Source organism: Streptomyces sp. NPDC050636, from assembly GCF_040654775.1.
Classification (GTDB): Bacteria; Actinomycetota; Actinomycetes; order Streptomycetales; family Streptomycetaceae; genus Streptomyces.
The window spans coordinates 1-22,733 of the sequence record NZ_JBFAIP010000097.1; the positions used below are offsets into that span (position 1 = coordinate 1).

The following is a 22,733-nucleotide window of genomic DNA, read 5'->3' on the forward strand; positions in this document are numbered from 1 at the left end:
TCGGCAACGGCGGTAACACCGCCTCCAGCCGGGCCCATTGTTCGTCCGTCAGGTCTCCACGAGCCATCCCGAAATCGTTCCACAGTCACGACCAATATCTCAAACACGCCTTAGCAGGGTCGAGGAGAACAGCGGCCGGCTTGGTGGCGATGGCCGCGTCGACGAGCTCGCTCTCCTTCTTGTTCTCGCCGTTGTGGCTGGTGACCTTGACGGTGTAGCCGAGCTTCTTGCCCTGGGCCTTGACGGCGTTGGCCGACGCGGTCCAGTACTCCTCGCCGAGGTTGTTGGTGATCAGCTCGATGGTCTTGCTGCCACCCGGGTGCCCGCTGTCCTTCGCCTCCGGACTGGAGGAGCCTTTGCCGCACGCGGCCAGGGGTACCAGTGCTCCTACCAGAACTGCGGCAACGATCTTCCGGCGCATCTCGTTGTCCTTCCTCTGCTCACGATGTGATGGATGTGTTCCGTGATGAGTTGTGTGAGGGGTGATGGCTCGGTGTTTCGGGGCTATGGCAGTGCTGCGGGTGCGGGAGCCTTGGGTTCTTGCGTCGTGGGCCGGCCGCCCCGGGAGATGCAGGCAGCTTTGGCGCGGGGCTTGGCGCGGTACTGGATCGCGTTGAGCACGACGGCGAGAACGATGACCGCGCCCTTGAAGACCATCTGCCAGTACTCGGAGACCCCGACGATGATGAGGCCGTCGGCGAGGAACCCGATGACGAAGGCCCCGAGCAGTGTTCCCCGGATGTTCCCGCGGCCGCCCATGAGACTGGCGCCGCCGATGACCACCGCGGCGATGGTCGTCAGCTCGTATGACTGGCCGCTGTTGGGATTCGCCGATGTCATCTCGGATGTGAGGATCAGTCCGGCGATCGATGCGCACAGGCCCGAGAACACATAGACCTGGACCTTGACCTTCTTGACGGGAATGCCGGACAGCTCGGCGGCCCGCTCGTTGCCACCCGCGGCGTAGAGCCGCCGCCCGAAGACGGTCTTGTTGAGGACGACGCTGGCCACTATGGCGAGGGCGGCCAGGACGATGACCGCGGCCGGCAGTCCCAGGATGTCGTCGAACCCGACCCGGCTGAAGCCGGTGTTGCCGAATGCGGGAGATCCTTGGAGCTCGGGGTAGGTCGAGCCGTCGGTGATGAGCATCGCCACGCCGCGTGCGGCGTACAGCATTCCCAGGGTGGCCACGAAGGGCGCGACCTTGTACTTCGATATCAACAGGCCGTTGATCAGGCCGACGAGAGCCCCGACGGCCAGGACGCACACGATGGTCACCCACACTGAGGGGTAGGCGCGGCCGCCGCCTGGTAGGTCGACTCCTTGCAGGAGGTATCCCGCGATGACACCGCTGAGGCCCACGGTGGAGCCGACCGACAGATCGATGCCGCCGTTGAGGACGACGTAGAGCATGCCGATCGCGAGGATCGCATAGAGCGCTACGTGTTGGGACATCACCAGGAGGTTGTCGGCCGTGAAGTAATTCGGCGACAGCAGCGAGAACACCACCGTGATGGCGATGAGGGCGAAGAACGCTCGCCCTTCGAGCAGGACCTTCTTGAGGTCGAGGCCCCCGGAAAGCCACGAGGGCTTGCGCGCATGCGCAGTGGACAGACTCATTGGACACCTTCCACCGATACCGGCGGCATTTCCTTTTCACCGGATGCGGCCATGATCTTTTCCTTGGTGGCATCGGCAGCTTCGAACTCTGCCGAGATTTTTCCTTTGCCCATCACGACAATCCGGTGGGCGACGCCCAGACACTCGAGCACCTCGGATGTCGAATAGACGATGGCGAGTCCCTGCTTCGCGAGCTCTGCGAGCAGATGGAAGATCTCTGTCTTCGCGCCGATGTCGATGCCGCGGCTGGGTTCGTCGAGCAGGAGCACCTTCGGGTCGGTGAGCAGCATCTTGCCGATGACGACCTTTTGCTGGTTGCCGCCGCTCAGGGATCCGATCGGGGCTGACGGGCCAGCGGTCTTGACGTGGATGTCCCGGATGCCTCGGGCGATGCTCTCGCGTTCGGCCGGTCTGTTGAGCAAGAGGCCTTTGACGAACGACGACAGGCTGGAGAGGGAGAGGTTCTCGCCGACGGACATCGACTGGACCAGCCCGTCGCGCTGGCGGTCCTCCGGCACCAGGGCAAGGCCCCGTTTGATGCGCTCGTTGATCGGCAGGCCTTTCAGGTCCTGGCCGGCGAGCAGGACCTGCCCTGCTGCGAGCGGTGTCCGGCCGGCGAGCGCCTCCAGCAGCTCGGTCCGGCCGGCCCCCATCAGCCCGTAGAGACAGACGATTTCACCTGCGCGCACTTCCAGCGTCAGTCCGTCGACACAGAGGCGTTCGGGGTTCGAGGTGTCCGGGACGCTGACGTTGTCCAGGGTCAGCGCGGTCTGGGTGAAGTCCTCACGGGCGGGGGGCTCTCCCAGGTCGAAGCTGCGGCCGACCATCCGCGACACGACCCAGCCGAGGTCGACGTCCGCCGCCTGGGCCCGGTCCGCGATCTCGCCGTCCCGCAGGACCACGACGTGGTCGGAGACCTGGAGGGCCTCTTCCAGGTGGTGCGAAATGTAGACGATCGACACGCCAGCTTGTGTCAGGTCCTCGATGACTCCGAACAGCACCTCGACCTCGGAGGCGCTCAGCGCCGAGGTGGGTTCGTCCATGATGAGGACCCGCGCATCGAGCGAGAGAGCCCGGGCGATCTCGACCATCTGCTGTTGTCCCAGACGCAGATCGCCGACCAGGGTGTCGGGGGAGATGTCCGCCTGCAGCCTGTGCAGGAGATCGGACACGACGCGACGCTCAGCGTCGTAGTCGACGAGGCTTTTGAGACGGAGGACCTCGTGTCCCAGGAACATGTTGTCCCGGACACTGAGGTTCGGGCACAGGCTCAGCTCCTGGTGGATGATGCAGATTCCGAGGTCTCGCGCGTGAACCGCCGATTCGAGTTCCAGGTTGCGGCCGTCCATCCGCAGTGATCCCGCGGTCGGTTTCTCAATGCCGGCCAGGATTTTCATGAGGGTGGACTTGCCCGCGCCGTTCTCGCCGAACAGCGTCGTCACCTTGCCCCGGGCCACGCCGAAGTTCACGCCCTTGAGGGCATGGGTCCCGCCGTACCTTTTCTCGATGTCGCGCGCTTCGAGCACGAATCCCTGGTCGTCCGTCATTTCCCTCACTTCTCCTCCGTGATCTTGACCGGAGTGACGATGAAGGCCGCCGGGTTGATCTGTTCGAAGACGCCGGTGACCGCGACGGTGTGACCGTCCAGGGCGGCCGGAGCCACCTTGCCGAGCACGCGTTTCTTGACCTGGGCGTTGAGCTCGGCGCCGACGTTCTGGTACTCGACCTGGTTCTTGAAGTCGGTGACCTTGACCCGTCCGGTGGCATCACGCACCGCGGTGCCGTTGATCGCCGGGCCCATCTGGACGAGCACCTTCGCGCCGGACGGCATGCCCTTCACGGTCACCGGCATGAGTCCGGTGCCGTCGGGCTTGCCTGCCACTCCGCTGAACGTCACCGAGAAGACCGGGCCCGAGCCGCCCCGAGCCGCCCGGTATTTCCTGGCCGCGGCCGTTCCATCGGCCTGGATCGCCTTCGCGACCTCGGCCAGGTCCGCAGCCCGGTGACCGATCGCCGGAGCGATCTTCGAAGCGAAATGCTGCTCGGCGAAGGCGGCGGGGCTGAACGTCCCCGATGATGCCTCCTGTGCGGCCGAGCCGCTGATCACCTTGGTGTCCAGCACCATGCCGGCCAGCAACACCAAAACGGCTGCCCCTCGCAGGGCCCAGCGTCGGTTGATCACCGGTGCTTTGGCGGCGGTCATTGTTCCGCCCCTATCGGAGCGTTCCCGAGTGATCCACACAGCATGGTGTCGCGCCTTCCTGAAACGAGGCCGTGGCCTTCCGTTAACGAGGTGCTCACAACGTAAGCCTGTACGTACAGGATGGCAACATCCTGTCGCTACTTTTTATGTGGCTCGCTCCGACGTCCGCGGAAGGCATGCGCGGGCTCGCTATGGCGGGAGCGTTTATGCGCAGCGGGCCGCGTTCGCGGCGTTGGCGCGACGGATGGACTGAACGCCCCGGAGTCAGCCTCTGTGCATGCCACCAGGGCGTACGCCGGCACAAACCCCGCGTCCGCGTCCTCACCGCCGATGCCGGGGTGCGCGTGCCCCGGCGGGCTCAGGCTCCGCAGGCGCAGCCGGGCAGCAGGGCTGGGCCCATGATCCGGCCGGTTCGCGGTGGCTGTTTGCCAGGTCGACGAGATCCTTGGCACGGTCCGACCGCACCCGATGACGTCGAGAACAGCGAAAGGCGCAAGATTGCCGGCGTATACCGGCGCCGGCGGCCCAGCCGTGTCGCCGATGATGCTCCCGGCCGGGGCAAATCCCCGGTCGACAGGTCCTTAAAGGGCAGCAGCGGCATGACCTTGGCGATCCGCCGGGGCGTGCGGCACCACAGCGGCAGGATCGCCGGGAGGTGTGCGTTCGGCGCTCGCCAGGGCCTCACCAGTGCGCTTGCCGTCGGCCCGTGAGGCGCTCGCCTCAGCGGTGCAAGTGCAGTGCCCCCGTCTACTCAATGACGTCATCGGCGCCCGGGGGCGCTGCACCCCTTCGGCAAGCCGATCCGCAGCTCATGAGCTCGCCGGTGCTGCTTTGACGCTGCCGGCGGCACCATCACGGACGAGGAGCCAGCAGTCTCCCGCATCACGCCGGGACCGCCCACACGTCAGCGGGCGCGGCAGGGGTCAAGGCGGGGAGGGAAATCGGGCCGAACGGCGAGCATCACGGCCGGTCGACCCGGCCGGCCGACAGCCGGCCGATCGCGCCCGGTGCCGCGTGGCGCAGCCGCCGCAGCACGCGGTGAAGGCGGCGGTCGGCCCGGCGGCACCGGCCGGCGCTGCCGCCGGACGCGATCTGGTAGGAACCGACAGCCCTCTGAGCGGTCAGCTGAGTCCCACGACCTGGGGAGCGATGCCCCCGCGCCGCGGGCAGCAAGACGGTCGGTCCTGTCTCACTTTGTGACGATCATCAGGGGGTGCGCGGCGGCTTCACTGCTCCGGGCCAGCTCCACCTCGAAGCGGCTGCGGTCACCGCGGTGAAACGCGACAAAGCTTTCGACCGGGCGTTCGTCCGTCCCGAAGCTCACATTGCGCAGGACGAGCACCGGGGCGCCCTGCCCGACGCCGAGACTCCGCGCCAGGGCGGGGCCGGCCGTGGCCGCCTCCACCGACCGGCGTCCGCGAACCAGCTGTATGCCGTACTTGCCCTCCAGGAGGGCATAGAGCGACTGATGTGTCAGGTCTTCATCCAGCAGGCCAGGCGCGAATTCCTGCGGCACATGGGTCGTGGTCAGCACCCAGGGCTCCTCATTCACGAAGCGCAGCCGCTCGATCACGATGACCGGGTGCCCGGGGTCGAGCTGAAGGTCGGCCGCCACCTGAGCGTCCGCCGGGACGACCTCAAGTCTGCGCACGTCGCTGCGCAGCTCTCCTCCGCGGGCCGCCACGTCCTCGTAGAGCCCGGTCAGCGACTGCACCAGGCCCTCGGCCGTCTTGGGCGAGGAGACGAACGTGCCCCGGCCCTTGATCCGCTCGATCGCCCCCTCGGACTCGAGCTCGGCGAGCGCCTGGCGTACCACCGTCCGCGACACGTCATACATCTGACACAGCTCATGATCGCCCGACAGCCGGTCGCCCGGCTGGAGCTTTTGCCGCTCGATCTCCGCGAGCAGGATCTGCTTGAGCTGGTGGTAGAAGGGCAGCGGCGAGGAGCGATCAATACCTGTCTGCATGTCATGAGAGGATAACAAAAATCCGCCCCCGCTGCCGCGGGTTTGCGCATCGATCCAGTCATGGCCTGCGCCGCACCCGCGTAGCGCCATCACCCTCTGCGACCTGGACGATGGCACCTCATCGCCCACAAGGCCGGCCCCCCTTAAGACCGCCCCTTTCCGGAGAAAATCTCCAGTTCTCATCTTGACATCCTGTACTTACAGGATGACATTAGAAGTGTACCCGGAAAAAGGGGGTCGACGATGTTCCTCCTCACCGAACCACTGCCCGCGCCGCCCCCCTGCGCGCCGAGAGCGGCTCAGCCCCGGCGCCCGTCTCAGCAGGCGCTGCTCGCCCAGCCCTCGCAGGAAGCCTGTGTGAGCGCCACCCGCCACTTCACAGCAGACCTGCTCCGCCGCTGGGGCATCGGCGAGGACGAGCGGGACTCCGCGGTACTCATCGTCGCCGAGCTCGCCGCCAACGCCGCCCAGCATGGCCGCGCCGACATGACACTGCTGCTGGCCCTGGACCACGGCATGCTCCAGATCACCGTCACCGACTCCGGGCGCCCCGTGCCGCACCGGCGGCGCGCCGACGCCGACCCCGACGAGCACGGCCGCGGCACGGGAATCATCGAACTCCTCGCACAGTGGACAGAAGTCCACCAGAGCGAGTACGGCCGCCAGGTTCGCGCAGGCCTCCGCGTCGCGGATCCTCAACCCGCTGAGCCGGCTGGACGCATCCATGGGCGCCCGCCCGTCCGGCGCTGACGCCGGGGCGACGGTGGGCCACGGGCTGCGGTGAACATCGAGCCGACCGGTAACTTGCCTGGCTGCACGTGTCGTTACGAGTGCAGGGGCGGGGGTGCGCTGTAGTGGTCGGTCAGCTTCGCGAGCCGGTCATGGCGCCGACGAGGTCGGCTCGTCCGTCAACGCCGAGCTTGCGGTAGACACGTGTGAGGTGGAACTCCACGGTCCGGCGGCTGATGAACAGACTTGCGGCGATCTGGTGGTTGGCCATTCCTTCGACGACGAGCGTGGCGATACGACGCTCCCTGGCGATGAGCGCAGAGATGCCTGACTGCCGTTTGCGGCGGGGGCGTGCTCCGGTGGCCAGCAGCGCGCGGTGCGCGCGTTCGGCCAGTGGCCGGGCGCCTGAGGCGTCAGCCAGGTCGAAGCTTGCCGCAGACTGGCACGGGATTGATCGGTCTGACCGGCTTCGTGCAGCGCCTCGCCCAGATCCATGAGGGCGTGGGCAAGCTCGGTGCGTGCCGGCGCCGACTCCAGCAGGGTGACTGCTTCGGCCAAGGTGTCGAGGGCGGGCGGGCTGGAGCTGAGCAGTCCAAGAACCCGCAGGCTTGCGCCGACCATGCGGGGACTGCCCCACGCACGGGCGAGTTCCAGCTCCTCCCGGGCCAGTCGCACGGCAGTGAAACGGTCGCCGAAGTGACCGTGGATCAGGGCGGCTTGGGAGCGCCAGAGGACCAGTGCCGGTTGTCGTAGCCGCCGGCCGTCAGGCCAACGCCAGCAGCTGGTCGAACCCGAAATCGAATGGGCATGAAGCGGTCGGTGGCACGGCAGGACCGGGAGCGCGAGGCCTCGGCCCTACCGCACCTGGGCTCGGCAGGCTGGATGCCTACTTGGCGTCCAGACATCGGGCTACTGAGGGGATCACGCTCTTATCGTCGAGCTGCCGCGCCAGGTTGCCGATGGCCACGCCCTGAACGACCGGTGTCCAGCGGGCCAAGAGTTCCATCAGCGCCGGGACGCTCTCGGTATAGACCGTCTCGTAGTACGAGGACGTGGTGACTTGACCAGGAAGAGCGGCGCTGATCCGGCCTTGTCACTGCGGTAGATCTCCAGTGCGAGAGGGGTTGCGTCCTGCTGAGGGAGCTCGTCCAAGACAAGTAGCCCGCTGCCTTCGGCTCTGCCTCCCAGTCATCCACATGCCGGTGTGGTGAGAGCGGATCCTCCGGCTGCTGCCATTCGCCGCTTGTGGTGAAGGCCCAGATCCTGCTGTCCGTATCACCGGCCTGCCCGAAGTCCCCTACCGGCGCGGCGGGTTCAGAATTTCGCAGACGATAGGGGACCCAACTGAGCGCCCGTGGCGAGGATGCGGTGCAGGACGCGGGTGGGGCCGGTGCGGTCGTCACCGTGAGCGGCGGCCCGGGCAGCGGCACGACCGCGCTCGCCGTGCGGCCGCCCCTGCGCGCCCGCCCCGCGACGCGTCCCCGCTTCAACACACCCTCCAACGCCTGCGCGCCCACCTCATGGACGCCGTGCGCGGCCACAGCGCCGCCCGCGAACCGTTCCCCGCAGCCGGCCCACTGCGCAGCACTGCGCTCCAGGCCGGCGCGCTCGTCATCGACGAGTGCGGCGGACAGCCCGCTCTTCTCTCTCGTCACCGTCCAGGACGGCGAACAACTCCGCCTCACCGCAACAGGAATCCGCTGCAACCTGAAGCCCGCACCGTAGAAGGCGACACCGGCCGCCCGTCCCCCACTAGCGGCGCCCATCCCCCGCCACCACAGCCCTGACCAGCGACAACACACTTCTGCTATACCGATCGGCAACCAACTGACCCACACCATCACCAAAAACATCAGCGCCAGATCAGCACCCATGACAGCAGCCGAGTCACCCGCAACCCCACTGAACAGCAAAACCCGATACCTACCGCACTGACACCACGATGCCGAACCACCACCGACAAAACCCGCAGATCATCACTGAGGGGTGAACCCGACCAACACCGCCCATGCTCGATGGCGCGTGAGCCAAGCGGCGCGCTACGCGCCAACGGGGCCGTGCGGAACGGCGCTCCTGGGGATACCGGGTCGTCGCGGCGCCCTTGTAGGGTCGTGGTGGGTCAACGGTGTGGCGTGTCCGCACGGGCCCTGAAGCAGGAGAGGGGCGCAGATGCTCTTGTCGTTGTTGTTGCTGTTGGTGGGCTTGGGCGTGCTTGCCACGATCGTGGTCGTCGTCGCCGTGGTGATCAGCAAGCGCGGCGGGAGCGCGCAGCCTCAGGTCGCTCCTGGGGGTTGGGGTGCGGGTCCGGGAGCGGGTCCGGGTATGCCGAACCAGGCGCCGTATCCGCCCGCCCAGCAGCCCGGCCAGGGGTTCGGGCCGGCGCAGCAGCCGGGCGCGCAGGCGTATCCGCCGATCGCCCCTCCCGGGCAGCCGCCGCAAAACCCCGGACCGTACGGCGCCCAACCGCCGCAACAACCGCCCTATCAGGGGCAGTGACACCCGAAGATCAGAGCGCGCAGCCCACCGTCGACCTGGACCTGGGCGTCGAAGAGCCGGGCGGTGCCAAGGGGGCACAGCGAAGAGATCACGGTCGCCGGCGAGAGGGAGACCACGCTCGTGAAACTGGGCGTGTGGGTCTCCAACATCAAGTCGAGGCGGGACAAGCTCACCCAGGAACACCGGGACGCGCTGCGAAAGCTGGGCACGGACTGGGCGTAGCCGGGGCTTCACATACACACGAGAACGTGAGGCGGAAGTGGTCAACGTTTGTGGAACGGCCACGACGGCGATCGCCACCCGGGGGTCTTCGCGTCGCTGCCTTGAGCGGGGAGACGACATCATCTCTGATCTGTCGCGTAACGGCCCTGCACCCAACAAGGGAGCCGGACCGTTCCGCGTGAGGCCCTCTAGCGATCCGCAGGCCACACCGTGACGTTGTACTCGCCATCCTTACGCTCCGGGTTCCGTCTCCGAGCGTGGACGAGGATCTTCCAGCCGCCAGGACCCGGCTCCGCAAGCTCCGGCTTGAACGGTGCCTCCGGGGCGCCGTTGTCCGGCTCGATGTGCAGGCTCTCGGCAGTGCCGGTCAGAGTGAGTTCGGCTACCCGCTCCCACGCGTGTGCCTCGGACAGCAGTTCCTTGTGGTAGGAGATCGCCGCACCGGACAGCGTCTGTCCCCCCCATCCAGAGATCGGGATACGCGCCCCGTGGCCGTTGCCGACACCTCCACCGCATCCCCGCCGGTGAACGCGGAGGCCTCGTCGCCGATGTGCAGCAGCAGGGCTGTCGGAGGCTCCTCCAGGTCGATCCCCGCGAAGTCGACCATTTCTGTGGCCTCCTCCCCCTCCGCACCAGGTTCCTCCTCTGGCGCGGCGACCAGGACGCGCCGGGCACTGGCCGACGCCGGCCACATCTGGATCACGTGCCGCTCGTCCACTCCGTCATGCCCCACCGGGTGCGCTCCCTCGGCCTCCTTCTCGCGTGCCACGTTCAGCCGCACCCGCCACCACGACAGCTCCGGCTTGCCGCCAGGGACCGGCACTGCAGCGGTCTCGTCGTCCATGTTGAGCAAGGACACCTCATCCGAGAAACGCATACTGGCCTCGACTACCTCATGCCACCCGACAGCTCCGGCGCGGGCTCCGCATCGTGGAACTCGAAGACCAGATCCATATCACCGTGCTGGCAGTAGGTCTCGACCTTCGCCGCCCGGCCTCCTGGGAGATCTCAAGCTGGCCGAAGCCGTCATCCGGCTCGTCGGGCTCAGGCCAGTCCTCCTGGCTACCGAGGGTCCCGATCAGCCCGTACTGGCTGCAGCAGGCGCAAAATGTCTTCTCTTGGCGCACCGAGCCACTCACGTTCCCCTCCATCCACAGCAGTGGGTCTCCTCCAACACCACAGGGCGTGGCAGGAACGATGCCACGCCCCTGTGACCGCACTCGGGGGCCGGGTGTTACGTGATGTGGACCCAGAACGGGTCACCGACGATGACCCGGTTGTCCTTGTATCAGAGCTTCAGCCGGGTCCCGGCCTTTGGGTGTCGTCCTTGGCGATCAGGCGGATGCTGCCGGTGTCCTTGTTCCGCCCTCCTTGGCGGAGGCGAAGGGGTACAGGCAGCCACAGAACTCAAGGGTCCAACGGCGAACGACGCGCAGCCGCAGGCGCAGCCGCCGTGGTGTGTGCCAACGGATGTGTCCACGTGCCTCACTGCCGTACATGCTGACACTCATCGGATAGGTGTGAGTCACGTTGCCGTAGAGCCACATGACCACATGACCTACATGCCGTCTCCCAACCACCGGATAAGGTCGGAGCCTTGGGCTTCCTCGCAACTGTGGCATGTGGTTGATCAAGAGCCGGACCGTAGGTGGTGAGGCGGACACCATCGGTCGGGTTCGTCGGGATGCTGGGGCTGTGTCTGGACGACAGAAGTTGATGACGACGCAGGAGACCGAGACCTCGTCAACGTCGCGCTCGCAGCCCCTTCGGTCGACCTCACCTTCCCACTCGCCATGCCGCTCGCGTTCGGCGAGGGTCTGCGGACCACGGTCCTGACCTCGCTGTCCTGTGGGGAGTACCCCGCCTGGCCGTGGGCGACGTGCCGGGGCGCTTGACCTATCGCGACGGCGACCAGGTCCGCGTCGTCACGCTCTCCCCGGCGTCCGAACTCCTCCTGTCGGTACGCCTGGATCCGAACTCCTCCTGTCGGTACGCCTGGAGCGGTGAGACCTCCTGACCGGGATCAACCCGGCCGTCCATCGTCCTGCGCGCCACGACTACCGCATGCGGCGCCTGGCACGACATCGTCATGGAGTACGAGGCGGCAGTACATCGTCGTGGAGTACGACGCGGCAGTACATCGTTCGTCGCATGCGAGCCCCGGCAGGACCAGGCCGAGGAAGGAGGCCGGTTCCGCCAGGGCGGGTGTTACATGAGCGATGGTTGGCCCCGACGTTCCGTGTACCGCAGAGCCCATGCGTGGTTTCGGGACCAGTGGTGGCCGCGAGGCGACGAGGAGGTGCGTTAAACGTGAATGCCGTGAGGTGGAGCGGGCGCGGCGCCCGCGCGGCGCACCGCCGGGGAGGGCGCGTGGCACTGGTGGCCGTTCTCGCCCTTCTCTGCGCGGGGACGCTCCCGGCCGCGTCGACCGCGGCCGTGGACGATCAGGGCCAGCGGGTGTTGCGGCGCGACGTGGACGCGATCCGCCTAGCCGGTGTCACCGGAGTTCAGGCAGAGGTACGCACCCCGCGCGGCCAGTGGTCCGCCCGCAGCGGAGTGGCCGACCTGGGAACCGGCCGACCGGTGCCCAAGGGCGGGTACTTCCGGATGGGCAGCAACACCAAGACGTTCGTGGCCACGGTGGTGCTGCAACTGGTCGGACAGCGGCGGCTGTCCTTGGACGACACGGTCGACAGATGGCTGCCCGGCGTGGTGCGGGGCAACGGCAACGACGGCACCAGGATCACTCTGCGGCAGCTGCTCCAGCACACCAGCGGCCTGTACGACTACGCCAACGACCTGCCGGTCCTCACCTCCGCCGAGGGATACCGCCGCCACTGGAACGACGACATCCCGCCCCAGCGGCTGGTGGCGATAGCGATGCGGCACAAACCCGGTGACGGGAGCTGGTCGTACTCCAACACCAACTACGTCGTGCTCGGCATGATCATCAAGAAGGTGACCGGTCGTGACTGGTCCACGGAGGTGACCGACCGCATCCTGAGGCCGCTGCGCCTGACGCACACCTTCGCGCCCCACACCCGCACGCCCCAGCGGCGAGCGTACCTACCGCATCCGCACGCCAGCGGCTACGAGCAGTTCACCAAGGGCGGGCCGCTCATCGACACCACCAGGCTCAACCACAGCTGGGCCGGCCCAGCGGCTGAACTGATCACCACCACCGACGACCTGACCCGCTTCTGGCAGGCGCTCATGGACGGCCGACTGCTGCGGCCCACGCAACTGGCCCAGATGACGACCACCGTGGACACACGTCTCGGCGGACGGTACGGCCTGGGCATCGCCCGGCTCCCCTTGCCCTGCGGCGGCTGGTACTGGACCCACCCGGGCAGTGTCCCCGGCTACGCCACCCGCGCCGGCGTCACCGGCAACGGCCGCCGAGCCATCGCACTCTCCCTGTCCTCCCGGGTACCGGCCTGGGAGCCAGTGGAGAGAGCCACCGACACCACGATCCAGCATGCCCTGTGCCGAACCGACCACCAAAACCACCAGGACCACCGGGACCACCGGGACCACCGGGACCACCGGGACCACCGGGACCACCGGGACCACCGGGACCACCGGGACCACCGGGATGACTACAACAGTCCGGCAATCCCCCTTCGCCGGACCGGCCACAACACGTAGGCCGCACGATCCGCACAATTGCACATCCGCGCAGCCCCCAGTGACCTCGACCGGTCTCCCAAACGGGACCAGCACCGGGTAGCGCTCCCAGCGTCTCCCGTCTCCAGTAACCGACCTAACTCAGCAAGACAAAGTTCCTCAGATCCCTACCAGGACGTTGTCCACCAAGCACAACAACAAGCTAGTGCCGTAGCAGGCGATGTTTGCCCTGTGGCGGCCTCCCGTGGCCGTTGGGCGGGGGCGATACCGCTTCCAACCTCGGCGGCGTGGGAGGCTGATCCAATGTCTGTAACCCTTCGCCCCTTGGATGCCCGGCTCTTCCCTGCGTGGCTTGAACGCAGTCGGGACGAGTACGCCAAAGATCTTGTCGCGGCAGGGCAATCGCCCGAGGACGCCCACCGGCATGCGGACGAAAGCATGGCTCGCTCTTTTCCCTCCGGCACACCGGGACCAGGACACGCGGTCTTCGACGTGGTCGATGACGCCGACACAACCGTCGGCTACCTCTGGATCGGACCAGACGCGAGCGACAACGCTGGCGCCTGGTGGATCTGGGACATCGTGATCGACGCTGACAAGCGTGGTCGGGGCCTCGGGCGCACGGCCATGGTCCTTGGCGAGGAATATGCCCGGGCGCAGGGAGCTCATACTCTCGGCCTCAGTGTCTTCGGGTTCAACACGGGTGCCCGCGGCCTTTACGAGTCGCTCGGCTACGAGACGACCTCGGTCAAGATGCTCAAGAGACTCGGCTGAGGTTCAGGCGACGTTCGCTTGGTCGTACCAGGCAAACGCTGCGATCCGCCAGCCCTCTGAGGTGCGGACGAACTGGATGGTCTTGGTCCCGCCTCCCTCGAACGGCTCACCATCCAAGATCCCGGACTTGCGGTACTCGCCGAACCGCGACGCGATATCGCCCGCGATCTCTGTCTGTTCGGAGGTCTCCCACTCGGAGAACTCGACCAGCCGACCGTCGGTCAACAGCCGCTGGCGAGGCTCGATGAATTCGTCCACGGTGTAGACCGTGAACTCCGGGCCGGTCTTGACGATCACGCCACCGGAAGAATCAGCCGGCGGATCCGGGCCACGTCGGCAGCCTTGCCGCCCCGGTTGTCAAAGGCATCGAAGAACTCGGCTGTCACCACGTCTATCTCGATCTTGGACAGGGGCGCGACCTTAACAGCGAAGGGGCGCCGGGCATTTTCGGTCTCGACAAGCTGCGGCACGTCGTCGAGTAGACCGGAGCTCTGATAATCGGGGCGGCTAACCACCACACCAAAGGCCCCAGGGCGTCCGCCCTCGGGACGCCCCTGCGGGCAAACCGCCTTACGAGCCCTGGTCAGCTGGCCTCGCCGTCTGCCTACACCGACCTGGGCCACGCACCCCCGACCAGCGGTAGCTGCGCTCCAGATGCCCACGCCTATCAAGCGGAGACATCTCACCTGACGCCCAGTCACAAAAGTCAGCATCGGGTCAGCATCAGCCCTGCCAGACCAGGCTTCACGCTGCCGAACCTGCACATGATCGAAGGGACACGAAAAGCCCATTTGACCTGGGCGTTTGCCGCTCCACCTGGGGCGATCGTAGAGTCACTCCCCCAGGAGCATGCAGGTGTAGTCCATGTCCCCTGAATTCCCTAATTAGGAATTAGCGGGATCCGCAACACTCTTCACGCTCCCCGCGCTCCCCGCGCTCCCCAAGAAGCGTATCAACGCCATCGAAATTCTACTGTACTGGCAAATCGGCACCCCCACTGGCGCCATGAAATGATCGCAAGATGGGGCAGAGTTCGAGCTGAGAGGTCAGCAAACTGTCAGCATCGTTCCGCGCTATACGCAACGTGCCTCGTGCGACACGGAGCGTGTCTCAATCTGCCGTGCCAGCCGTCTCCACCATGGCTTCGACGCCTCCCCAGCAGCTGTAAGCGCCTCCGAGACCGTCTCTTGACGGACGTGTGAGACCGGAGTGGGAGCCACAGGAGCCGCGCAGTGGCAGCCCTGCCGCCCACAGTCCCGGCTGAGTCAACTGGGCGCTGCACTAGGGCTTTCGGCGGCTCCCGGGGACTTGCCGCTGGAGTCGGGGCTGACCGGCGGCTGCGCAAGCGCCTGGCGGCCGTGCAGGACGGTGCGGGCGAGGCCAAATGACGGGGAAGTCACGTCTGCTGTCGACCGTTGCCGAGTAGACCAGGCGTCGTTGGCATCTTGTGTGACGGACACACCACCAAGGAGCGCCCCATGCGTAAGAGTATCGCCATCGCCGCCGTCCTTCTGATGGCCGTGGCCGCACCGGCCACGGCCAGCGCCTTACCAGCAGCAGAGCCGAGCCAGTCCGGCGCCGCCAACTCTTCGGCCGCCAACTATTGGATGGACGCGGTGATGGGCGACATGCGCGGTGGCGTGCTCAACGCGAAGCTCGATCCGATGGTCATGGCTCCGTTCAGCATCAAAGTCAAAGCGAACAGCATCACCAACAGGGACGTGAAGGTAAACTTCACAGCTGGCAGCATGTACGGCCTGTCGTCCCTCGGACGGTTGGGCGATTGCACCTACGGATCGTTTGGCGCCGACATGAAAATGGGCTGCTACGTATCGTTGCAGCCGGTGAGAGTCGCCATGAACGCGGACGTCAAGGGAGACTCGTTCTCGGGCAACACCCACCCCATCAGCACGAATTCCCAGGTCCAATCCACAACCTTCGCCCTGGTCGAATTCAGGGGTCGGCGGGGCCAGGCCCCGACCTTGGACAACATCAGCATCAAACTCGTCACGCTGGCGACCTCAGTCACAAGCGGCAAGCTCGATCTCAATGGCAGCCGCATGCAGGACTTCATCCAGGAGACGAACCAGGATCTTTCGATTCAACTCGTCGCGGCAATCAGCGACCGGTATGCCGAGGTGCTCCGCACCATCAGCGCCCGTCGGCCACTGCCGTAAGACCTTCTGATTCCCGGAGGCGTTCATTCCCCGTTCGCTGACCGGCCGGCTCACGCGGCGCGGATGCTGGCCTCCAGGGCAGCTATGGCACCCGTGGCCGGCGCAGGCTCGGCAGGCGTCTGGTTCTCTTCCCCAGCGAGCTTGGCGTCCATCGCCCCGTCATCCCGGAGGTGGCCCGCTCGCGGTTGACCGCCGAAGGCATCAACCCGTGGGCCGCCACTTCACTGGGGCGGCCCACTGCTGTACCGGGCGGAGTCGGTGCATGGCTTACTGACCTTTGTTTATGGGGTTGACGGTTGTGGGTCCCTGTCCAGGCGGGTAGCAGCAAGGAATCCGGTGACCAGGGCCGGGTGATGTTGGATGTGCCGCAGGCCGCAGCGGGCGGTGGTGAGGAATTCGTCGAGGGTTCGGGCACCGAGGTTGGCCAGCGGCCCGTTCTTGATGTGTGCCCAGCCGCCTTCGACCAGGTTGAGGTCCGGTACGTAAGGCGGTAGATGGACCAAGGTGAGCCAGTGGCTGAGGGCAGCGAACGCGTACATCCGGCGGCTGCGGTGGCTGCTGAGGTCGTCCCAGATCAGTACGATCGGGCGGCCGAGGAACCGGTGCACCTCGCGTAACTGGCGGATCAGGATGCGGTCGGTGACCGACCCGACCCCCCTGATCGACAAAGGCACCTGGGTACCTGGCCCCAGACCTCCCCAGGCCCGGATCACCACGCGCCACCAACAGTCCCTACCCGCCCGCCGACCTGGCCGAGGTCGTGCGGATCTACGCCGCCGCAACTGGATCGAGCAGAGCTACAAGCAGGGCAAGGACGAACTCGGCTGAGCCGACTCCCAAGTCCGCTCCGACACGGCGATTCGGCGCCACCAGACCCTGGTCCCAGCGGCCTCGGAGGGAACGCGGACCGTTGATGAGGCTTCGTGAAAAACACGGCTCTGGCCGCAGTTCCGTGAACGGCGTCGTTGCGGGAGGAGCGGAAGACAGGGACGAGGGGCACGGCGTGCATGCTGAGTGCCGCTCGGGAAAGCGTTCCGCTCCCATGCATGGGTCTGATATGAGTTGATCATGGACGCCGAGACTCTTGACCCGATACAACTGTGAGCCAAACCAAGCGTTCCTGGACAACCCCTCATGTGTGTCCATCTCGCCTGTTCAGCAAGGGTGTTGGGAAGGCGCGGCCGATGAGTCCGGATGTGATCAAGCCCGAAAGGGGAGGAGCCTGCCCGACCACCACGCGGGCCCTGCAGCGTGGCCGTGCGCTGAAGGGACAAAGGCGTCTGGTATGCAGCCAGCCATGCCGCACAGAGGAGCGGCCATCGAAAAGGAGTTTCGCGTCCGACGCTGTCGCCTCTGCGTACTTGGCCAAAGTCCGTCTGAGGCGTGAGCCCAGGTCGGCGGCCTGTGGGTGGGGAATCTCCGCGAGCAGGTCTGCCCCACCCCCGAGCACCGGGTGGGGAGATTCAAGGAGCCTCATCACCGTGCCTCCAGCACCCCGGTCCCGGACTTCGACAACACCATCGAGGAGCTCTGCGGCTGAGCGCGCAGAGGCGGAGAGCGTACGTAGCACAGCCGTACCCTGCGGTGCACATGCGGGTGGACGCCGACAGCGCCGGAGCTGGCACCTGAGTTGGACGCTCTGGCGTTGGGGAATCCATGGATCAACACCGGAAGAGGATGGCTGAGTACGGGAAGCGTTCCTCTGTCCAGTGCCGGAGGTAGGTCAGGCCGTGCTCGGCGAGTTCGGCTACGACGTGCGGCACGGTGAACTTGCGCATGGTCTCGCGTACGAGGAGTTCCCCGGCCGCGAAGCGCACACCCCAACCGAGGCGGGTGAAGATGACGTCTTGGCGCTGGGTGCTGGGTGCTGCGCAACGTGGCGGTGACGGTTCCGGTTTGTGGGCAATAGCGGACGCTGGGCTCGAAGGCATCGAGGTCGAAGTTGGCCCCGTAGCGGCGGTTGAGGTGGGTGAGTCGGTTGAGTGCGAAGAGGCGTCGGACCGGGCGGGGGCCGCAGTAGCCTGCCGTGTAGGCGGCTTCGACGGCTTCGGTTGGCCCGGGGTGGTCGATGCACAGCAGCAGACGGTCGGTGGGTCCGCAGCAGTGTCGTACGCCGTCGAGGATCCGGATCCGCTCGAGCCGGGACAGATTTCCGTAGGTGCTGCCGAGCAGGGCCAGAAGCCGGCGCTCCCCCTGACTGCTGAGCCAGGACAGGCCGACGTCGAAGTCGCCGTACACCGCGCTCACCTCGGTTGCCGGCCAGCGCTGCTTGATACGGTGGGCGGCTTCCCGTAACGGCTGGGGGCACAGGTCGATGCCGGTGTACGCCTTCAGCCGATGCTCGTGGGCCAGGGCCTCCAGCAGCAGTGTGGCCTTGCGTGCATTCCCCGCCCCCAGATCCACGAGCGCGGTGGTCTCGGCATGGCGGATGATGTCGTGCCCGTAGCGGTTGAACAGCGCCGTTTCCGCCTCCGGGAGGTAGTACTCGGGCAGCTCCATGATCTCTTCGAAGAGCCGGGACCCGGTCTCGTCGTATCCAAAGCGCGTCGGAAGGGTCCTGGGGTGGGTCATCAGGCCGTTGCGGAGTTCCTGCGCGGCGTCGTCCACGTCGGCGTCGAGCGTGACCTCATGGACGCCCCCGCGCCGTTCGTGTGCTTCTTCACCCTTCATCGAAGGCCCCGGCGCTCCGCCTTCTTCCGCCCGGTGTGCGGGGCATCCATGCCGTGTGGTTGCCGTCCGGCCGTACGGGGGCCGTTTCGACCAGTTCGCGGACGAGGTGGTGGTCCGGCGCCCAGCGGCACGCCGGGTCCGTGCGTGCCGGGTCCCCGGTCAGGGCGTACGCCTGGCAGCGGCAGCCGCCAAAGTCCTGCTCCCGCTGCGGACAGCTGCGGCACGGCTCGCTCATCCAGGAGGTGCCCCGATAGGCGTTGAAGGCCGCGGAGTGCTCCCAGATCCAGGCCAGCGAGTGGTCCTTGACGCTCGGGGGATCAAGGGCGGGCAGCACGGATGCCGCTGGGCAGGGCAGCGCTGTTCCGTCCGGCGCCACGGTCAGCGAGACCGCACCCCAACCGCCCATGCATGGCTTGGGCACCCCCTCGAAGTAGTCCGGCACCACCCATACGAGCTCTACCCGCCCCGCCAGCTGCTCCCGCCACCGCTCGAACTCTTCCCGCGCCCGAGCCAGCTGCTCGCGGGAGGGCAGCAGGGCCCGGCGGTTGGCCAAAGCCCACCCGTAGAACTGAACGTTCGCCAATTCCAGCTTGTCCACGCCCCAGCTCAACCCCAGTTCCACGATGTCCCCGAGCGAGTCCAGGTTCTCCCGGTGCAGGACGACATCGAGGCACAGGAACAATCCCGCCGCGCGCACCGCAGCCGCAGCCTGCTCCTTCAGGGCGAACGAACGGCGGCCGGCGATCCGGTCCGAGGCCCGCGGCGTAGCGTCCTGCACCGACAGCTGGACGCTGCGTAGGCCCGCCTCGACCAGCTGCCCCAGCCGCTCTTCGGTCAGCCCTACGCCACTGGTGACAAGCTGGGTGTATAGCCCCGCCCGCGTGGCAGAGGCGGTGATGGCCTCCAGGTCCGGCCGTAGCAGCGGCTCCCCGCCGGACAGATGGGCGTGGACAACTCCCAGGGCGGCGGCCTCCCCCATCACCCGAACCCACTGCACCGTGTCCAACTCGCGCGAACGTCGCGTCAGCTCCAGCGGGTTGGAACAGTAGGGGCAGCGCAGCGGGCACGCATGGGTAACCTCAGCCACAAGCGACCACGGCGGCGGTGCGGTAGGGGCCGGTTCGTCCGTCATCGAATCCATCCCTCGCGGCATATCCGGTGGAGGAAGTCCGGCACGTCCGAGGCCACCGGTGCCGTCGGATAGCGCGAGGCGAGCTCGGCAACGATCTCCGCGACGGAGCGGGTGCCGTCGCACAGTCGCAGGACTGCACCGGCCTGACGGTTCAGTACCACCACACGCTCGGGAACGATCAGCAGATCCCGCCGGCAGACCTGGTCATGGCGGAGCACAACAGCGGGAGCCAACACGGGCTCCCAGGCCTCCCCAGCTTCCTCAGCAGTCATCGCTGCCGCAGCCAGGCGCGCCAGCAGCCATGAGGCATCGAGGCGGCACGCTGAACTCAGCGGACAGTAAGGCTGTGCCCCGATACCTCCGGCGCTGCCTCCACAAGCGTGTAGTCAGGCCGCTGCCACACCGCCTCCTCGCCCTCACCATGCTGCACCGTCGGCTCGTAGGAAGCGTCCATAGGACTGCCGCCTTTCAACTCGGTGAAGGAGCCGGCCAAGACCCGAACCGGCCGTGCCGAACCACGGTACGACTCACCCGCGACGTGCGGAACACAGCAAACAAGCCGGTCCACAGCCACCTGCAGCGCGCCTCGAAACTCTGCGCATCTTGGCGAGCGCACCTCGCCCTGCGCCAGCCACCTTCGCGCACGGGGCTGCCGGGTGTTCTGCGTCGGAATACCGTATTCGCGGGCGCGGGCCCTCACCGTTGTTCCGCTCATGCCTGTCTCCCGGCCGATGTCCGTCAGCGTGCAGCGTCGTACGACGTACTGCTCGTGGAGCCATTCCCGGTCCAGGGTGCCGCGGGGCTTGTGGGGGCGCCGTGCGATGCCGTATTCGTCGGCGAGTGTGGCCAGGGTCTTCCGGTTGATCCCCGTTTCGCGGGCGATCGCGAGGAAGGGCATTTCCTGCTGCACGTGTCGAACTGCAGGAACGGACGAACTCGGCGCAGGCGGTTTCCCAGAGCCGCACGATCTCCGGATACTTCTCGCCTCAGACCTCGGTGAACTCCAGGAAGCGGATGGTGGCGGCGTCCTCGGTTGGCGTCGTGTAGACGGACTGGGCGACCCCGATGCCCGGCCGATCCGCAAGGACAAGCCCCAGCACCCGACCCAGTTCGGCTACACGGCGCTCGTGGCCGAGGACGAACGCCACCGCCTTCGCCACCAACACCCCCGGCGGCCAGCCGGCCGGCCTCGAACTCCGTCACCGCCGCAGGGCCCGCTGCCAGGACCGCACCTCACACGCACAGAGCCCCCGTCAGCAAACTGATGAGGGCTCATTAGCAATCAAGGTTTACGGCGGATTCCGTCAGAGCTTGAACTGGGTGATCACGGCCCGGTGGTCGGACGGCCAGTTCTCCTTGTCACCGCCGTAGACCTTCGAGCTGGTGGCGTCCAGCGAACCGCCCTTGTACAGGATGAAGTCAATGCGGTCCTGGGGCTCGGGCCTGTCGCCATAGTCGCTGTTGGTGGCGTACTTCGGAGACCAGGTGTCGCCGGAGGAAGCCGCTTCGTCCGGGTTGACCTCACGGTAGGAGTCCCAGTAACCGCCGTTGGCGAACGACTTTGTCGCGGGCCATTCCACAACCGAGTTACAGTGCTTTCCCTTGGTCTTCTCGGTCCAGTCCTTGTGGGACGGGGTGTTGAGATCACCGGCGATGATCGCCGGTGAGGAACCGGCCCACTTGACGATCTCCTCGGCCTGCTCCTTGCGCTCGGCCTCGTCCGCGTAAATCGTCTCATAGCTGTCATTGTCGAAGCAGGCGTTGTACGGCCCGTACTTCGTGTAGCCCAGGTGGACCGAGTACACCCAGATTCCCTTGATCTTCGCGGCCACCGCCAGATCCGACAACGAGTCGACCTTCTCAATGGGCTGACTGCTGATGATGTCGACGTCCAAACCGCTCTGTGTGTAGTGCTTCCATCCCAGCTTCTCGGCGAGCTGTTTGGTGACGGCCTTGTCGGTCTCTTGCAGGGCGACTACCTCGGCGCCGGAGGCGTCGATCTCCTGGACGGTCGTGTTGACCCCGTCCGGGACCTGGGAGCCGCCATGCCAGGTGTTGAGGCTCATCACGGTCAGCGTCTCGTCGTCCGCCTCGGCGGTGCTCACCGTGGCGACGGAGACTGCCGCGCTCAGGGCGAGCGTGGCGCCAAGCGCCAGTATGACGCGTCGGTTCATCGCGTGGACTCCTTGGTCAGAGGGGCCGTCAATTTGCTCTGAGGGCGTCAACGTGCCAGATGGGAATGGATCGGCCACCAACAGAGAATGAACAACGCAGCCAGACTTCCACTGCCCCAAGGGAACCCTATTTTCATGATCAATCGCAGACCCGGTGGTGATTTTGCACTCGACGAGATGCAAGTCCCGTTACGGGGTTTCACTCACCTCGCGCTTTCCTGAAGCACGGTGTCCGGCAGGAGATCGGGTAGGCGAAAAGCGCCTCGAACCAGCACGAATGAGGATGATCGAGGTCGTTGTTCCTGCCACTGTCGGAGGCACTTCCCCGGTGAAGAGGAGTATCGGTCCTACCCGCGCGTCGGAGTACGGTGGCAGTTCGGTGGTCTCGCAGGCTGGACCGGTGCTGAGGTGCCTGGTCACGATTCGGGCGGAGAGTTCAACTTCAGCTACAACGAGTAGACGACCAACAACACGTGGACCAGCGTGGTCGAACAGGACGCGAAGATCGACGTTCCAGATGGCAGTGTGGGATGGCTCGACGCACGCGCCAATGGCGGCTGGTACATCGGGTACAAGATTCGCCGATGGGGCGCCGAGGCAGAAGATCGAGGCCATTCCTGCGCGTGTGCTCATCCAGGCACCCGGAAATCCGCTCGATGACGTGGTTCAAACGCGACTCAAAGCAGCAGCGTCCCCTGATCCTCCCAAGGAGCACTAGGGTTTGTCCGACGAGTCGCCATGGTTGGCACGCCGTGGCGGGATGGAGTTCATCTGCCCCGGACCGCTTCCCGGGGTCTCGCGCTTGCCGCGCGCTGGGGTCCGGCCTGCGGGGAGCTGACTCACTGCAGGCCGGTCCTCACTGTCCAGGCGCCGATGCCCTCATTCCACCAGATCGGAAGAGCACACGACAGAACTCCAGACACAGCACCAGACATCTCGT

Annotated in this window: 23 protein-coding genes and 1 pseudogene; 8 read left to right on the forward strand and 16 right to left on the reverse strand. The window is 66.5% G+C overall.

What is annotated here, in order from left to right:
• Positions 1-85: 85 nt before the first annotated feature.
• The 5 genes from AB0I10_RS34705 to AB0I10_RS34725 all read right to left on the reverse strand — a co-directional run bounded on the left by AB0I10_RS34705 (position 86) and on the right by AB0I10_RS34725 (position 5,792).
• Positions 86-421: a hypothetical protein gene (locus AB0I10_RS34705; protein WP_363156693.1), complete on the reverse strand. Its 336-nt coding sequence runs from the start codon at positions 419-421 to the stop codon at positions 86-88.
• An 83-nt stretch (positions 422-504) separates the two neighbouring features.
• Positions 505-1,620 carry an ABC transporter permease gene (locus tag AB0I10_RS34710; RefSeq protein WP_363156694.1) on the reverse strand — a complete coding sequence of 372 codons (1,116 nt, stop codon included), beginning with the start codon at positions 1,618-1,620 and terminating at the stop codon, positions 505-507.
• Entirely contained in the window at positions 1,617-3,167 is a 1,551-nt protein-coding gene (locus tag AB0I10_RS34715) for a sugar ABC transporter ATP-binding protein (protein WP_363156695.1), read from the reverse strand. The genes AB0I10_RS34710 and AB0I10_RS34715 overlap by 4 nt, the downstream gene beginning before the upstream one ends.
• A gap of 5 nt (positions 3,168-3,172) precedes the next feature.
• Complete coding sequence (locus AB0I10_RS34720; protein ID WP_363156696.1) at positions 3,173-3,823, reverse strand: DUF2291 family protein; 651 nt, start codon at positions 3,821-3,823, stop codon at positions 3,173-3,175.
• A 1,189-nt stretch (positions 3,824-5,012) separates the two neighbouring features.
• Positions 5,013-5,792 (reverse strand): GntR family transcriptional regulator, encoded by a 780-nt coding sequence (locus tag AB0I10_RS34725; protein ID WP_363156697.1) that lies wholly within the window; start codon positions 5,790-5,792, stop codon positions 5,013-5,015.
• A gap of 357 nt (positions 5,793-6,149) precedes the next feature.
• Here AB0I10_RS34725 and AB0I10_RS34730 point away from each other — a divergent pair, with 357 nt between their 5' ends.
• Positions 6,150-6,542, forward strand: coding sequence for an ATP-binding protein (locus tag AB0I10_RS34730; protein ID WP_363156698.1), 393 nt, complete (start codon positions 6,150-6,152; stop codon positions 6,540-6,542).
• A gap of 112 nt (positions 6,543-6,654) precedes the next feature.
• Here the strand turns inward: AB0I10_RS34730 and AB0I10_RS34735 are convergent, their stop codons facing one another.
• Positions 6,655-7,158 carry a LuxR C-terminal-related transcriptional regulator gene (locus tag AB0I10_RS34735; RefSeq protein WP_363156699.1) on the reverse strand — a complete coding sequence of 168 codons (504 nt, stop codon included), beginning with the start codon at positions 7,156-7,158 and terminating at the stop codon, positions 6,655-6,657.
• Positions 7,159-7,889: 731 nt separating this feature from the next.
• Here AB0I10_RS34735 and AB0I10_RS34740 point away from each other — a divergent pair.
• The 3 genes and pseudogenes from AB0I10_RS34740 to AB0I10_RS34750 form a co-directional block, all read left to right on the forward strand.
• Positions 7,890-8,246 (forward strand): hypothetical protein, encoded by a 357-nt coding sequence (locus AB0I10_RS34740; RefSeq protein ID WP_363156700.1) that lies wholly within the window; start codon positions 7,890-7,892, stop codon positions 8,244-8,246.
• Between the two features lie 444 nt (positions 8,247-8,690).
• Positions 8,691-9,017 (forward strand): hypothetical protein, encoded by a 327-nt coding sequence (locus AB0I10_RS34745; protein WP_363156701.1) that lies wholly within the window; start codon positions 8,691-8,693, stop codon positions 9,015-9,017.
• A gap of 57 nt (positions 9,018-9,074) precedes the next feature.
• Positions 9,075-9,239: pseudogene (locus tag AB0I10_RS34750) on the forward strand (helicase associated domain-containing protein); the annotation flags it as partial.
• Between the two features lie 382 nt (positions 9,240-9,621).
• On the opposite strand, the gene AB0I10_RS34755 reads toward AB0I10_RS34750, so the two are convergent.
• Complete coding sequence (locus tag AB0I10_RS34755) at positions 9,622-10,083, reverse strand: hypothetical protein (protein WP_363156702.1); 462 nt, start codon at positions 10,081-10,083, stop codon at positions 9,622-9,624.
• A gap of 1,047 nt (positions 10,084-11,130) precedes the next feature.
• Between AB0I10_RS34755 and AB0I10_RS34760 the strand changes: the two genes are divergently transcribed.
• The 3 genes from AB0I10_RS34760 to AB0I10_RS34770 all read left to right on the forward strand — a co-directional run bounded on the left by AB0I10_RS34760 (position 11,131) and on the right by AB0I10_RS34770 (position 13,640).
• Positions 11,131-11,256: a hypothetical protein gene (locus AB0I10_RS34760; protein ID WP_363156703.1), complete on the forward strand. Its 126-nt coding sequence runs from the start codon at positions 11,131-11,133 to the stop codon at positions 11,254-11,256.
• A 353-nt stretch (positions 11,257-11,609) separates the two neighbouring features.
• The gene (locus AB0I10_RS34765; protein ID WP_363156704.1) at positions 11,610-12,887 is read left to right on the forward strand and encodes a serine hydrolase domain-containing protein; all 1,278 of its coding nucleotides are present in this window, start codon (positions 11,610-11,612) and stop codon (positions 12,885-12,887) included.
• A gap of 303 nt (positions 12,888-13,190) precedes the next feature.
• Positions 13,191-13,640 carry a GNAT family N-acetyltransferase gene (locus tag AB0I10_RS34770; protein ID WP_363156705.1) on the forward strand — a complete coding sequence of 150 codons (450 nt, stop codon included), beginning with the start codon at positions 13,191-13,193 and terminating at the stop codon, positions 13,638-13,640.
• A gap of 3 nt (positions 13,641-13,643) precedes the next feature.
• Here AB0I10_RS34770 and AB0I10_RS34775 read toward each other — a convergent pair whose 3' ends face one another.
• Together AB0I10_RS34775 and AB0I10_RS34780 are read right to left on the reverse strand one after the other, a co-directional pair.
• Positions 13,644-13,937 (reverse strand): DUF4440 domain-containing protein, encoded by a 294-nt coding sequence (locus tag AB0I10_RS34775; protein ID WP_363156706.1) that lies wholly within the window; start codon positions 13,935-13,937, stop codon positions 13,644-13,646.
• Positions 13,934-14,110: a hypothetical protein gene (locus AB0I10_RS34780; RefSeq protein WP_363156707.1), complete on the reverse strand. Its 177-nt coding sequence runs from the start codon at positions 14,108-14,110 to the stop codon at positions 13,934-13,936. Before AB0I10_RS34780 ends, AB0I10_RS34775 begins: the two co-directional genes overlap by 4 nt.
• Before the next feature lie 1,008 nt (positions 14,111-15,118).
• On the opposite strand from AB0I10_RS34780, the gene AB0I10_RS34785 reads away from it, so the two are divergent.
• Positions 15,119-15,817 (forward strand): hypothetical protein, encoded by a 699-nt coding sequence (locus AB0I10_RS34785; RefSeq protein WP_363156708.1) that lies wholly within the window; start codon positions 15,119-15,121, stop codon positions 15,815-15,817.
• A gap of 281 nt (positions 15,818-16,098) precedes the next feature.
• Here the strand turns inward: AB0I10_RS34785 and AB0I10_RS34790 are convergent, their stop codons facing one another.
• The 7 genes from AB0I10_RS34790 to AB0I10_RS34820 all read right to left on the reverse strand — a co-directional run bounded on the left by AB0I10_RS34790 (position 16,099) and on the right by AB0I10_RS34820 (position 21,793).
• Complete coding sequence (locus AB0I10_RS34790; RefSeq protein WP_363156709.1) at positions 16,099-16,485, reverse strand: transposase; 387 nt, start codon at positions 16,483-16,485, stop codon at positions 16,099-16,101.
• 808 nt (positions 16,486-17,293) lie between these two features.
• Positions 17,294-18,487, reverse strand: a complete 1,194-nt coding sequence (locus AB0I10_RS34795; RefSeq protein ID WP_363156710.1) for an L-histidine N(alpha)-methyltransferase — start codon at positions 18,485-18,487, stop codon at positions 17,294-17,296.
• Positions 18,477-19,628 carry a pyrroloquinoline quinone biosynthesis protein PqqE gene (pqqE, locus tag AB0I10_RS34800; RefSeq protein WP_363156711.1) on the reverse strand — a complete coding sequence of 384 codons (1,152 nt, stop codon included), beginning with the start codon at positions 19,626-19,628 and terminating at the stop codon, positions 18,477-18,479. The genes AB0I10_RS34795 and pqqE overlap by 11 nt, the downstream gene beginning before the upstream one ends.
• Positions 19,616-19,855, reverse strand: coding sequence for a pyrroloquinoline quinone biosynthesis peptide chaperone PqqD (gene pqqD, locus AB0I10_RS34805; protein ID WP_363156712.1), 240 nt, complete (start codon positions 19,853-19,855; stop codon positions 19,616-19,618). Before pqqD ends, pqqE begins: the two co-directional genes overlap by 13 nt.
• Before the next feature lie 92 nt (positions 19,856-19,947).
• Entirely contained in the window at positions 19,948-20,529 is a 582-nt protein-coding gene (locus AB0I10_RS34810) for a hypothetical protein (RefSeq protein WP_363156713.1), read from the reverse strand.
• A 76-nt stretch (positions 20,530-20,605) separates the two neighbouring features.
• Entirely contained in the window at positions 20,606-20,779 is a 174-nt protein-coding gene (locus tag AB0I10_RS34815; protein ID WP_363156715.1) for a hypothetical protein, read from the reverse strand.
• 144 nt (positions 20,780-20,923) lie between these two features.
• Positions 20,924-21,793: an endonuclease/exonuclease/phosphatase family protein gene (locus AB0I10_RS34820; protein ID WP_363156714.1), complete on the reverse strand. Its 870-nt coding sequence runs from the start codon at positions 21,791-21,793 to the stop codon at positions 20,924-20,926.
• Positions 21,794-22,733: the final 940 nt, after the last annotated feature.